This is a genomic window from Facivitalis istanbulensis (assembly GCF_040560405.1).
Classification (GTDB): domain Bacteria; phylum Pseudomonadota; class Alphaproteobacteria; order Sphingomonadales; family Sphingomonadaceae; genus Sphingomonas; species Sphingomonas istanbulensis.
On the sequence record NZ_JAVSCQ010000002.1, the window covers coordinates 226,519 to 238,210 of the forward strand.

Genomic DNA, 11,692 nt, shown 5'->3' on the forward strand with positions numbered 1-11,692 from the left:
TGGAAAGCGCGAATGCCGGTTTAGCACAGTTGGTAGTGCACCTGATTTGTAATCAGGGGGTCGGGGGTTCGAGCCCCTCAACCGGCACCACCCCTTCGATATGCTTTTCGGCACCAATCGCGTCGCGCGGCGTTACAGTCGCGAAATGATCAAGGTCGCGAGCTACAACATCCGCAAGGGCATCGGCGCCGACCGACGCCGTAACCCGGACCGGATTCTCGATGTCCTGCGCGAGGTCGACGCCGATATCGTTGCGCTCCAGGAAGCCGATCGCCGGTTCGGCGAGCGAGAGGGGGTGATCCCGCTCCATATGCTGGACGAGCACAGCGAATGGAAGCCGATCGTGTACGGCATGAAGGCGCGATCGCTCGGTTGGCACGGCAACACGCTGCTGGTGCGCAAGACGATCGATGTGCTGGATTTCGAGGCGATCCACCTCCCCTCGTTGGAGCCACGCGGCGCGGTGATGGCCGATCTGCGCACCTCGGCGGGCGTCATTCGCGTCGTCGGGATGCATCTCGACCTGTCCGGCCTGTGGCGGCGGCGGCAGGCCGCGACCATCCTGGCGCACCTGGCCAGTTGTACCCACCGCCATCCGACGGTGCTGATGGGCGACCTCAACGAATGGACCCGCGCCGCCGGCTGCCTGCGCGACTTTTCCGGCGATTACACCATCGCCGATACCGGGCCGTCCTTCCACGCCAGACGGCCGATGGGGCGGCTGGACCGGATCATGGTCTCGCCAGAGCTGAAAATCGGGGCGTGCGGTGTCCATGCAACCGCCGAGTCGCGCAAGGCGTCGGACCATCTGCCCATCTGGGCAACGATCGGAAATCGGTGATGCGCGAGAAGGAGTTGCGGATCGCGCTGGTCTGTTATGGCGGCATCAGCCTGGCCGTCTACATGCACGGGATCACCAAGGAGATCTGGCGCATCGTCCGCGCCAGCCGCGCCTCGCATGAGGGTACGCCACCCGCTTCGGCGGTCGATGCCGTCTATCACGACCTGCTGGATGAGATGGCGACGCGTGGCGGCGTTCGTGTCCGGGTGCTGACGGACATCATCGCAGGGGCCAGCGCGGGCGGGATCAACGGCATCTTCCTGGCGCAGGCGCTGTCGACCGGCCAATCGCTCGATCCGCTGACCGATTTGTGGCTGGACGAAGCCGATATCGAATCGCTGATCGCACCCGATGCGGCGCCCACCTCCCGCCTCTCCAAGGTCTGGGCGTTGCCGATCGCCTGGATGGCCGCGGGACGGAGCGGGGAGAATGTCGCCGCGCTGGACGAGGACACGCGCGAGGAAGTGCGCGGCAAGATCAGCCATCTGGTCCGATCCCGATGGTTTGAGCCACCCTTCGACGCCGATGATTTCACGACCAAGCTGCTCGAGGCGTTCGATCGGATGGCGGCCGCTCCGCGCGGGCCTCGCCTATTGCCTCCCGGCCAGCCGCTCGACCTGTTCGTCACCGTCACCGATTTCACCGGCCAGCCCCAGCGCCTGCGGCTCCATTCGCCGAGCGAAGTGGTCGAAACGGAACACCGCATGGTGGTGGACTTCAGCGATGATGGCGACGGGACGCTGGCGGCGATCCCGGAGCTAGTCTTCGCCGCACGCGCAACCTCAAGCTTTCCGGGTGCTTTTCCCCCCTTCACCGTCGCCGAACTCGACCGCGTCCTGGCAAGCCGTGGGCAGGAATGGGGCAGCCGGGACGCGTTCCTGCGGCGTGTCCTGCCGCGGCATTATGCAGCGGGGGCCGCCGATAAAGCGGTGCTGATCGACGGATCGGTGCTGGTCAACGCGCCCTTTGGCCCCGCGATCGAAGCGCTGGGGCGACGCCCGGCCCGGCGGCAGGTGGACCGGCGGTTCGTGTACATCGATCCGTTTCCGGGAATGCACTTCCGGCTCCCCGGCGGCGGTGGACATCCGGGATTCTTCCAGACAATCATCGGCGCGATCAGCGAATTGCCCCGGCAACAGCCGATCCGCGACAATCTGGAAGCGATTGCGGCCCGCTCGGGGCGGATCGACCGGATGCAGGCGATCGTCGCGGCGATCCGCGAGGACGTTGAACATGAGATCGAACAACTGTTCGGCCGCACCTTCTTCCTCGATCGCCCCACCGCCACGCGGCTCTCGTCCTGGCGGGTGCGAGCGCACGCCGCCGCCGCTGCCAAGGCTGGGTTCAGCTATGCCGCCTATGGCCATCTGAAGATCGCCAACGTGATCGACGCGATGGTCGCGCTGTGTGTCGATGCCACCGGGGACGGCGAACAGCCGCATCGCACACGCCTGCGCGCGACGATCGAGCGGACCATCGCGCAGCGTAGCGCCGATGGCGAGGCGATCAGCTTCACGGGCGGCCCCAGCGCCGGTGCCCGGACCTTCCTGCGTGCCTTTGATCTCGGCTTCCGCATCCGCCGCCTGCGCCTGCTCGCCCGTCGTCTCGCCGAACTGGAGGGCGACCATAGCGAGGCGGAACTGGCCCCGATCCGGGAGGTCGTCTACGACTCCCTCGCGACATATCTGGAACGACAGCAAGGGGCGTGGCACGCCGCCATGGCGCATGACATCCGCCTGTTGCGCAACGATGCCGGCGCGGTGCTCGACCAGCTTCAGGCGCGGCTCGACCTGGAGCGGCTCGACGGCGAAACCGACGCCCGGCTGGCGGCCGCGCTGGCCGAGTTGCCGCGTGTCGCCCGGCGCACCATGCTGATGACCTATCTCGGCTTCCCCTATTTCGACGTCGCGACCCTGCCGCTGCTACAGGGCGAAGGGTTGGATGAATTCGATCCGATCAAGGTCGACCGGATCGCGCCCGATGACGCCACTGCGATCCGCTCGGGCGGGCCGGATGCCACACTGAAGGGTATCCAGTTCCTCACCTTCGGTGCCTTTTTCAGCCGGAGCTACCGCGAGAACGACTATCTCTGGGGGAGGCTGCACGGTGCCGAGCGGATGATCGACATTGCGGTGTCGACCCTGCCCGCCACGATCCGCATGAAACCAGGACGGGTCGCAGCGTTCAAGCGCAGGGCCTTTCACGCCATTCTCGACGAAGAGACGGATCGGCTGCAAGCCATCGCCCCGTTGATCGCCTCGCTCCGCCAGGAGATTGGCTGAAGGCTGGTCAGGCCCGACCAACGCGGCTAGACCGCCTCGCCAACGCAATGTCCGACATGCCATAGTGGCGGCGGACCGGGGATCGGGCGGAGAAAGCATATGCAGTTCCTGAAAATGCTATTCTGGTGTCTGCTCGCCTTTCTGGTGGCGGCCTTCACTATGGGGAACTGGACGACCGTGCAGATCCGGCTGGTCGGCGGGCTGATCGCGGATGTGAACCTGCCGCTGCTGCTGTTCCTGACCTTCCTGCTGGGATTGGTGCCGACACTGATCTGGCAGCATGCCGCGCGGTGGCGTTTGCGCCAGCACCTGACGGCGGTCGAAAGCGCGCTGGCCACCGCCATCACCGAGCACGCCCATCCTGCGACGCCAGCGGCACCCGCGGTGCCCGACGCTACCCCCATCCTTCCTTCCAAGACGGTCTGATTTCATGAGCAACCGCATCTACGTCGCCATCGACACGCCCGATCTGCAGCGCGCCCACGCGATGGCGCAGCGCGTCCGGCATCATGTCGGCGGCCTCAAGCTGGGCCTGGAATTCTTCTGCGCGAACGGCGCCGCCGGCTTCCGCGAGATCGCGCATATCGGCCTGCCGATCTTCCTCGACCTGAAGCTGCACGACATTCCCAACACCGTTGCCAAGGCGGTACAGGCGCTCGGTCCGCTCGCCCCCGCCATCCTGACCGTTCATGCAAGCGGCGGTCGCGCGATGCTGGAGGACGCCAAGGCTGCCGCGCCGACCGGGACCAAGGTCGTCGCCGTGACCATGTTGACCAGCCTCGACGCCAATGACCTGGGCGAGACCGGCGTGATCGGATCGCCTGCCGATCATGTGCGCCGGCTGGCCGATCTGGCGGCAGAGGCGGGGGTGGACGGCATCGTCTGCTCGGGGGCCGAAGTCGCGTTGGTTCACAGGGCCTGGCCCAAGGGCTTTCTCGTGGTGCCCGGCGTCCGTCCGGCCGATGGGCCGGTCGGCGACCAGAAGCGCGTGGTGACGCCGCGTGCCGCTTTGGACGCCGGGGCGTCGATCCTGGTGATCGGCCGTCCGATCACGCAAGCGGATGACCCGGACGCGGCGGCCCGCGCGATCGCCGCCACACTCTGACCCCCGGACTATCGTCGCCCCCTCTCGCATATCGGACAAGACCATGCCCGCCACGGCCAAGATCTGCGGATTGACGACCCCCGCCACGCTCGATGCTGCGCTGGGCGGTGGGGCGAGCCATGTGGGCTTCGTGTTCTTTCCCGCCTCCCCACGCCATCTGACCTTCGACGTGGCGGCGGGGCTGGCGGGGCGCGTGCCCGAGCATGTCCAGCGGGTTGGCGTCTTCGTCGATCCCGACGATCAGCTGCTCGAGGCCGCGATACGCGCCGGACAGCTCGATGCGATCCAGCTCCACCGCACTGCACCTGCCCGCGTCGCGGCGATCCGTACGCGCTTCGACCGTGAGGTCTGGGCCGCCGTTGCGATCAAGACGCGCGCCGATGTCGACAAGGTCCGCGATTATGCCGGGGCGGCCAGCCGCATCCTGTATGACGCCAAGACGCCGGATGACGCTTCGTTGCCGGGTGGCATGGGCTTGCGCTTCGACTGGAGCCTGCTGGACGGCGTGCGCCATCCGCTACGCTGGGCCCTTTCGGGCGGGCTGGACGCGGAGAATGTGGGCGAGGCGATCCGCCGGACCGGCGCGCCGCTGGTCGATATATCCTCCGGTGTCGAAAGCGCGCCGGGTATCAAGGATATGGACAAGATCGCGAGGTTCCTTAAAGCCGTCGCGACACATCGGTGACAGGTTCATTTGCGCCGGGTTGCCCCGCAAGTGCCAAGGGATAAGAGATGAACGCCCCGAACTCCTTCCGCGCCCAGCCCGACGAGCGCGGGCATTTCGGCGAATATGGCGGCCGCTATGTGGCGGAGACGCTGATGCCGCTGATCCTCGACCTCGAACGCGAATATCACGCCGCGCAGGTCGACCCGGCGTTCAAGGCCGAATTCGATGGGTTGATGACCCATTATGTCGGACGCCCGAGCCCGCTTTATTACGCGGAACGCCTGACCGAAACGCTGCGGGAACGTTCGCCCGAGGGCAAGGGGCCCAAGGTCTATTTCAAGCGCGAGGAACTGAACCATACCGGCGCGCACAAGATCAACAACTGCATCGGCCAGATCCTGCTGGCCAAGCGGATGGGCAAGACGCGGATCATCGCCGAGACGGGGGCGGGCCAGCATGGCGTGGCGACCGCGACCGTGGCCGCGCGGTTCGGCCTGCCCTGCACCATCTTCATGGGCGCGCGCGATATCGAACGGCAGGCCCCCAATGTCTTCCGCATGAAGCTGCTCGGCGCGGAGGTCCGCCCGGTGACGTCCGGCGCGCAGACGCTGAAGGATGCGATGAACGAGGCGCTGCGCGACTGGGTCGCGAACGTCCACGACACCTTCTACATCATCGGCACGGCGGCGGGTCCGCATCCCTATCCGGCGATGGTGCGGGACTTCCAGTCGGTGATCGGCACCGAATCGCGTGCGCAGATGATGGAGGCCGAATGCCGGCTGCCCGATCTGCTGATCGCGTGTGTCGGCGGCGGGTCGAATGCCATCGGCCTGTTCCACCCCTTCCTCGATGAGGCGGATGTCGCGATGCTGGGCATCGAGGCGGCGGGCCATGGTCTGGACACCGCGCAGCATGCGGCCAGCCTGAACGGGGGGAAGCCGGGCATCCTGCACGGCAACAAGACTTATCTGCTCCAGGATGAGGATGGCCAGATTACCGAGGCGCATTCGATCTCGGCCGGTCTCGACTATCCGGGCATCGGACCGGAGCATAGCTGGCTCAACGACACCGGCCGCGTCGTCTATGAAGGCGTGACCGACGCCGAGGCGCTGGAGGCGTTTCAGCTTTGCTGCCAGGTCGAAGGGATTATCCCCGCCCTGGAGAGCAGCCATGCGCTGGCCGGCCTGATGCGGCGTGCGCCGACCATGGCGCGCGACCAGATCGCGCTCGTCAATATTTCGGGCCGGGGGGACAAGGACATCTTCACCGTCGCCGAGGCCATGGGAGTGACGCTGTGACCCGGATCGCCGATGCCTTCGCACGCTGCGTCCGTGCCGGCCGCGCCGCCCTGGTCACCTTCGTGACGGCTGGCGACCCTGCGCCCGAGCACACCGCCGCGATCCTGGATGCACTTGTCGATGGCGGCGCGGACGTCATCGAGCTGGGGATGCCGTTCACCGATCCGATGGCCGACGGCCCCGCGATCCAGAAGGCCAATATCCGCAGCCTGGCCGCCGGAACCCGCACCGCGGACATCATCGTGATCGCCCGTGCGTTCCGCGAACGTCATCCGGATGTGCCCCTGATCCTGATGGGCTATGCCAATCCGATGACCGTGCGCGGCCCCGAATGGTTCGCCAGCGCGGTGGCCGAGGCCGGGGTCGATGGCGTGATCTGCGTCGATGTGCCCGCCGAAGAGGACGATACGCTGGGCGCCGCGCTGCGCGCGAAAGGCGTGGCGTCGATCCGTCTCGCCACCCCGACCAGCGACGCGACACGCCTGCCGACCATTTTGACGGGGGCAGAGGGCTTCCTCTATTATGTTTCCGTCGCGGGAATCACCGGGCAGCAACAGGCTGCGCAGTCCTCGATCGAAGAGGCCGTCGGTCGGTTGAAGGCTGCGACGCCGCTCCCCGTCGCGGTCGGCTTCGGCGTTCGCACGCCCGAGCAGGCGGCGGCGATCGGACGCGTGGCGGATGGCGTCGTCGTCGGGTCGGCAATCGTCGACCTGGTGGGCGAGCATGGGGCACAGGCCCCTGCCCCGGTCCGCGCCTATATTGAAACTCTGTCGTCGGCGCTGGCCGACGCGCGCAAGGAACTCGCATGAGCTGGCTTCACAGCGTCCGCAACGTCATCCCCTTCGTCGCGAAGCGGGAAACGCCCGACAATCTCTGGCACAAGTGCAAGGGTTGCGGACAGATGGTCTTTACCAAGGAACTCGAAGACAATCTGAACGTCTGCCCGAAATGCGATCACCATGATCGTATCGGACCGAAGGCGCGGTTTCGGCACCTGCTCGATGAGGGCAGTGCCGTTGAACTGCCCGCGCCCAAGGTTGCCGAAGATCCGCTGAAGTTCCGGGACTCCAAACGCTATGCGGACCGGCTGAAGGTCGCGCGCGGAGCGAATGGGGAAACCGACGCGCTGATCAATGCACGCGGGACGATCCTGGACCACAAGGTGATCGTCGGGGTGCAGGATTTCGCCTTCATGGGCGGGTCGATGGGCCTCGCGGTCGGCGAAGCCTTTGTTCGGGGCGTCGAAGCCGCGATCGCCGATCATTGCCCCTATGTCGTCTTCACCGCATCGGGCGGCGCACGGATGCAAGAGGCTATTCTCAGCCTGATGCAGATGCCGCGCACCACGGTCGCTATCCAGATGCTGCATGATGCGGGCCTGCCCTATATCGTCGTGCTGACCGATCCGACATCGGGCGGGGTCATGGCCTCCTATGCGATGCTGGGCGATGTCCAGATCGCCGAGCCCAAGGCGATGCTGGCCTTTGCCGGTCGCCGGGTGATCGAGAATACGATCCGCGAAAAGCTGCCCGACGATTTCCAGACGTCGGAATATTATCTCGACCACGGGATGCTCGACATGGTCGTCCACCGCCACGACCTGCGCCAACGGCTGGCAACGGTGATCGGCTATCTGACCGCATCGCGTCAGGCCGCCTGACCCGGCTTGATCCCGGTATTTCCTGCCGTCGCTTTTGGCGAGTGACGCCTCCAGAGGGGCGGCCCATGGGGTCCGCCCCTTTTCATATCCTCGTTTGAGACAGGCCGATGTCCGACCATGCCCGCTCCCTCGATCCGGCCGTCCAGGCGCAACTCGATCGGCTCTGGTCGCTGTCGCCCGGTGCCGACATATTGGGGCTGGAACGGATCACCCAGTTGCTGGGACGGGTCGGCGATCCGCATCACCATCTGCCGCCCGTCTTCCATGTCGCGGGCACCAACGGCAAGGGCTCGACCTGCGCCTTTCTTCGCGCGGCGATCGAGGCGTCGGGGCAGCGCGTCCATGTCTATTCCAGCCCGCATCTCGTCCGCTTCAACGAGCGTATCCGGATCGCGGGCGACCTGATCACCGATCCGGCGCTCGCGGCCGTCCTGGCGGAGGTGCTGGACCAGGCCGATGGCATCGGGGCCAGTTTTTTCGAAGTAACGACCGCAGCCGCTTTCCTCTGCTTCGCGCGGACACCGGCCGCCGCCACCATCATCGAGGTGGGATTGGGCGGCCGGCTGGACGCTACGAACATCCTGCCATCGCCGGCCGTGTGCGGTATCGCCGCGCTGGGCATCGACCATGAGGCCTTTCTCGGCAATCGCCTGGTCGACATCGCGCGCGAGAAGGCGGGTATCGCCAAGCGCGACACCCCGCTCGTGACCATGGACTATCCCCGTCCGATCCGCGACGCGATCGCCAAGGTCGCTGGCGATGCCGGTGCCCCGGTCTTCGCGCGGCATGACGGCTGGACCAGCGACAACGACGCGCGGAGCGTGCATTATCAGGACAGGAACGGTTCGCTGCGACTGCCCCGCCCCATGCTCGCGGGAGCCCACCAGTCGCGCAACCTTGCCCTGGCCGTCGCGATGCTGCGGCATCAGCAGGCCATCGCGGTCAACGACGACGCCTTGCGACTGGCCGCCGATCGGACCCGCTGGCCCGCGCGGATGCAGCAACTGTCCGACGGCCCGCTGACCCGCATATTGCCCGATGGCAGTGTATGCTGGCTGGACGGCGCGCATAATCCGTCCGCCGCGACTCCTGTCGCACGGTTGATGACCGGATGGCGGTCGCGAGGGCCCAGCGCGCTCGTTATCGGGATGTTGGCCAACAAGGATGCCGGGCCCGTCATCCGCAAGCTGGCGGGGATGGTCGATCTGGTCGTCACGATCCCGGTTCCCGATCATGCCTGTCATCCGCCCGAAGCGCTGGCCGTCCATGCGGACGCACTCGGCATTCCCACCCGGCCGGCTGCCGATGCGGCCGACGCCTTGCGACAAATCACCCGCCATTTCGCTGCGCCGGTGAAGGTGCTGATCGCCGGGTCACTATACCTCGCAGGGGATGTCCTGCGTGCGAATGACGAAGCGCCACAGTGACGCGGCAAATAGGCAGTCCGACCCTCATTATTTGCGATTGACTATCAATAGCGAAGGATTAGCATGGTGGGGCAATCACGGAGTCCCGCCCGATGGCCGAAACCGCCACCCTCGCCACTGCCCTCCCCCATGCCCTGCCGGGCTGTCCCCATGCGCGGATCGCCTTGTTCGCGATCCGGCGCATGGGTGCGCACGGATTGGCCGACGCGCGCGCCGCGCACACCTTGTTCACGGTGTTCGGGCAGGATTTCCGGCGGCCATTGGTGCTGATGCGGACCCTGATGGCGGATCTTGCCGCCCATGCGGCGGGTCAGATCGCCATCGCCCCTTGCTGTTGCGCGCGAATGACCGCGGCGGAATTCGCCCTGTTGACCATCCTCGCCCAGATGGAAATCGCGCCCGAGAAAGCCCGGTTCCTGATGAGCGACCTGCTCGGCGTGCGGCGCGTGGACGGGGTGCTGGCCAGCGCGGCGGCCGTCGCGGCGTCTTTTGCCGACGAGGGGCGGCCGATCACCGCGTGAGCGGTTTGCCCTCCGGGGCGTCGCCCTGCGCTTCGACGCCCGCGCTGCCGATCGACCGATCGACCAGCCCCGACCGCGCCATCCACCAGAACAGCACGACGCCCGGCAGGGCGATGATCGTGGTCAATATGTAGAATTCGACATAACCGAAGCGTTCGACCAGCGCTCCGGCGCTCGTCCCGCTGATGATACGCCCGACCACGCTCGCCGCGGCCGAGATCAGCGCGTACTGGGCGGCGGTGAAGCGCAGATCGGTGAGCGCCGAAAAATAGGCGACCACGGTTACGCCGCCAATGCCGCTGGCGAAATTCTCAAATCCGATCGCGCCCGCCATGCCCCAATTGGAATGGCCTGCCGCCGCCAGCCCGGCAAAGGAGAGGTTGGACACCGCCATCAGGATCAGACTGATCAGGACGGAGTGTTTCATCCCCAACCGGGCATACAGAACCCCGCCGACAAACACGCCGATCAGCAAGGCCCAGAAGCCGACACCGACGTCATAGACGGCGATCTCGTCCTTGCTGAACCCCAGATCGTTGAACAACAGCCGAAAGGTCAGGTTGGCGATGGTATCGCCGATCTTGTGGACCAAGATGAAGAGCAGGATGACGATGGCACCCTGCCGCCGGAAGAATTCGGCGAACGGACCGATGACGGCACGGACCACGCCTTCGGCAGGGCGCTTGGCGGTGATTTCATGGTGGCGCTTGGGCTCGCCCATGACGAGGGCGGTCAGCACCGCTGGAAGCGCAAAGGCGCAGCTTGCAAGATAGGCGACGCTCCACCCCGCGCGCGATGCGATCACCAAAGCCAGTGAGGCGACCAAAGCCGAACCGATCCGCCAGCCATATTGGCCCATGCCCGCGCCGACGCCCAATTGGCGCGGTTCGAGCAATTCGATGCGATAGGCGTCGATGACGATGTCGAAGGTCGCCCCGGCGATACCCAGCGCGATGGCGGCCATCGCCGTCTGCGCCAGTGACACCCGGGGATCGGACAGCCCCAGGCCGATCGCGGCCACGCACACCAGCACCGCGACGACCAGCAGCCAGGAGACGCGTTGGCCCAGCAGATGGTGGAGCAGCGGGATCTTCACGCCCTCGACGATCCACGCCCATAGAAACTTGAAATTATAGGCCAGGATGACGAGGGCGAACGCAGTAACGCTCTTCTTCTCGATCCCCGCCTCCGCCAGCCGGCTGGCGAGCGTGGCGTTGATCATGGTCAGCGGAAAGGCCGAGGATATGCCAAGGGCTAGCGAGGCGAGCGGCGCAGCTTCGACATAGGGCCGTATACCACCAACCCATCGACCGTCCGCCATGTCGTCTTTCGCCCTGACCTTGTCCGTGAAACGGCGGACCGTAGAGCCGAAGATGGCCGGGAGCAACGCCGCGCTGCGGGGGGCTAAGGGATCAGGCTCCGGCGAACAGCCTGAGGCCGGACGGCAGCCTTGCGGGTGTCTTGCCCATCCGCTTTTCCTCGATCGCGGCGATGGCGATGAGCAGGTCGCGCGGGCCATAGGGTTTCCTCAGCACACCCTCGGCCAGTTCGGACGCTTCAGCCGGCGGTGTGCCGGTGACGAAGAGGACGGGAATGCCACGATGGCGCGCTGCCCGTGCCACGTCGAGCCCGCTGCCGTCGGCCAGCTGGACATCGGCGAGGATCAGATCGATGGCCTGGTCGCCGACGATCAGCGCGATCGCCTTGCTCGCCCGGTCGACCGTCGCGACGACCTCATAGGCGGCGGCGCCCAGCACATGTTCGGTGTCGAAGGCGACCAACGGTTCGTCCTCGACCACCAACAGCCTTTCGAGCCGCCCTTTCTTACGCCCGAAGATTCTCATCCCGTGTCAGGTCCGTCATCCTTGCTCGTGCGTCCGTAACGCTTCGT

At 66.3% G+C, this 11,692-nt stretch carries 12 protein-coding genes and 1 tRNA gene; 11 read left to right on the forward strand and 2 right to left on the reverse strand.

Translation table 11 applies throughout. The annotated features are described in order from the left end of the window. Positions 1-14: 14 nt before the first annotated feature. The 11 genes from RN629_RS02505 to RN629_RS02555 all read left to right on the forward strand — a co-directional run bounded on the left by RN629_RS02505 (position 15) and on the right by RN629_RS02555 (position 9,801). Positions 15-90: transfer RNA gene (locus RN629_RS02505), tRNA-Thr, on the forward strand. Between the two features lie 55 nt (positions 91-145). Then, entirely contained in the window at positions 146-841 is a 696-nt protein-coding gene (locus RN629_RS02510; RefSeq protein ID WP_407033683.1) for an endonuclease/exonuclease/phosphatase family protein, read from the forward strand. After that, a complete protein-coding gene (locus tag RN629_RS02515; protein ID WP_407033726.1) occupies positions 841-3,123 on the forward strand; it encodes a patatin-like protein in 2,283 nt (760 codons plus the stop codon). Before RN629_RS02510 ends, RN629_RS02515 begins: the two co-directional genes overlap by 1 nt. Before the next feature lie 99 nt (positions 3,124-3,222). Next, positions 3,223-3,549 carry a hypothetical protein gene (locus tag RN629_RS02520; RefSeq protein ID WP_407033684.1) on the forward strand — a complete coding sequence of 109 codons (327 nt, stop codon included), beginning with the start codon at positions 3,223-3,225 and terminating at the stop codon, positions 3,547-3,549. A gap of 4 nt (positions 3,550-3,553) precedes the next feature. Further along, positions 3,554-4,228, forward strand: coding sequence for an orotidine-5'-phosphate decarboxylase (pyrF, locus tag RN629_RS02525; RefSeq protein ID WP_407033685.1), 675 nt, complete (start codon positions 3,554-3,556; stop codon positions 4,226-4,228). Positions 4,229-4,271: 43 nt separating this feature from the next. After that, complete coding sequence (locus RN629_RS02530; RefSeq protein WP_407033686.1) at positions 4,272-4,913, forward strand: phosphoribosylanthranilate isomerase; 642 nt, start codon at positions 4,272-4,274, stop codon at positions 4,911-4,913. Positions 4,914-4,960: 47 nt separating this feature from the next. Further along, positions 4,961-6,193 carry a tryptophan synthase subunit beta gene (gene trpB / locus RN629_RS02535; RefSeq protein WP_407033687.1) on the forward strand — a complete coding sequence of 411 codons (1,233 nt, stop codon included), beginning with the start codon at positions 4,961-4,963 and terminating at the stop codon, positions 6,191-6,193. Further along, a complete protein-coding gene (trpA, locus tag RN629_RS02540) occupies positions 6,190-7,002 on the forward strand; it encodes a tryptophan synthase subunit alpha (protein WP_407033688.1) in 813 nt (270 codons plus the stop codon). The genes trpB and trpA overlap by 4 nt, the downstream gene beginning before the upstream one ends. After that, positions 6,999-7,853, forward strand: coding sequence for an acetyl-CoA carboxylase, carboxyltransferase subunit beta (gene accD / locus RN629_RS02545; protein WP_407033689.1), 855 nt, complete (start codon positions 6,999-7,001; stop codon positions 7,851-7,853). Before trpA ends, accD begins: the two co-directional genes overlap by 4 nt. Before the next feature lie 107 nt (positions 7,854-7,960). Further along, positions 7,961-9,280, forward strand: a complete 1,320-nt coding sequence (locus tag RN629_RS02550) for a bifunctional folylpolyglutamate synthase/dihydrofolate synthase (RefSeq protein WP_407033690.1) — start codon at positions 7,961-7,963, stop codon at positions 9,278-9,280. Between the two features lie 92 nt (positions 9,281-9,372). After that, a complete protein-coding gene (locus RN629_RS02555; RefSeq protein ID WP_407033691.1) occupies positions 9,373-9,801 on the forward strand; it encodes a DUF6628 family protein in 429 nt (142 codons plus the stop codon). On the opposite strand, the gene RN629_RS02560 is transcribed toward RN629_RS02555, so the two are convergent. Beyond that, a complete protein-coding gene (locus tag RN629_RS02560) occupies positions 9,791-11,122 on the reverse strand; it encodes an AmpG family muropeptide MFS transporter (RefSeq protein WP_407033692.1) in 1,332 nt (443 codons plus the stop codon). The two genes, RN629_RS02555 and RN629_RS02560, sit on opposite strands and share 11 nt — an antisense overlap. Before the next feature lie 91 nt (positions 11,123-11,213). Next, on the reverse strand, positions 11,214-11,645 hold the full coding sequence (locus RN629_RS02565) for a response regulator (protein ID WP_407033693.1): 432 nt from the start codon (positions 11,643-11,645) through the stop codon (positions 11,214-11,216). Positions 11,646-11,692 lie beyond the last annotated feature (47 nt).

What these genes read in the sequence shown, in the direction of transcription:
- RN629_RS02510 (WP_407033683.1), top strand. Translation starts at nt 146, where the DNA reads ATGATCAAGGTCGCGAGCTACAACATCCGCAAGGGCATCGGCGCCGAC.
- RN629_RS02515 (WP_407033726.1), top strand. Translation starts at nt 841, where the DNA reads ATGCGCGAGAAGGAGTTGCGGATCGCGCTGGTCTGTTATGGCGGCATC.
- RN629_RS02520 (WP_407033684.1), top strand. Translation starts at nt 3,223, where the DNA reads ATGCAGTTCCTGAAAATGCTATTCTGGTGTCTGCTCGCCTTTCTGGTG.
- pyrF (WP_407033685.1), top strand. Translation starts at nt 3,554, where the DNA reads ATGAGCAACCGCATCTACGTCGCCATCGACACGCCCGATCTGCAGCGC.
- RN629_RS02530 (WP_407033686.1), top strand. Translation starts at nt 4,272, where the DNA reads ATGCCCGCCACGGCCAAGATCTGCGGATTGACGACCCCCGCCACGCTC.
- trpB (WP_407033687.1), top strand. Translation starts at nt 4,961, where the DNA reads ATGAACGCCCCGAACTCCTTCCGCGCCCAGCCCGACGAGCGCGGGCAT.
- accD (WP_407033689.1), top strand. Translation starts at nt 6,999, where the DNA reads ATGAGCTGGCTTCACAGCGTCCGCAACGTCATCCCCTTCGTCGCGAAG.
- RN629_RS02550 (WP_407033690.1), top strand. Translation starts at nt 7,961, where the DNA reads ATGTCCGACCATGCCCGCTCCCTCGATCCGGCCGTCCAGGCGCAACTC.
- RN629_RS02555 (WP_407033691.1), top strand. Translation starts at nt 9,373, where the DNA reads ATGGCCGAAACCGCCACCCTCGCCACTGCCCTCCCCCATGCCCTGCCG.
- RN629_RS02560 (WP_407033692.1), bottom strand. Translation starts at nt 11,122, where the DNA reads ATGGCGGACGGTCGATGGGTTGGTGGTATACGGCCCTATGTCGAAGCT.
- RN629_RS02565 (WP_407033693.1), bottom strand. Translation starts at nt 11,645, where the DNA reads ATGAGAATCTTCGGGCGTAAGAAAGGGCGGCTCGAAAGGCTGTTGGTG.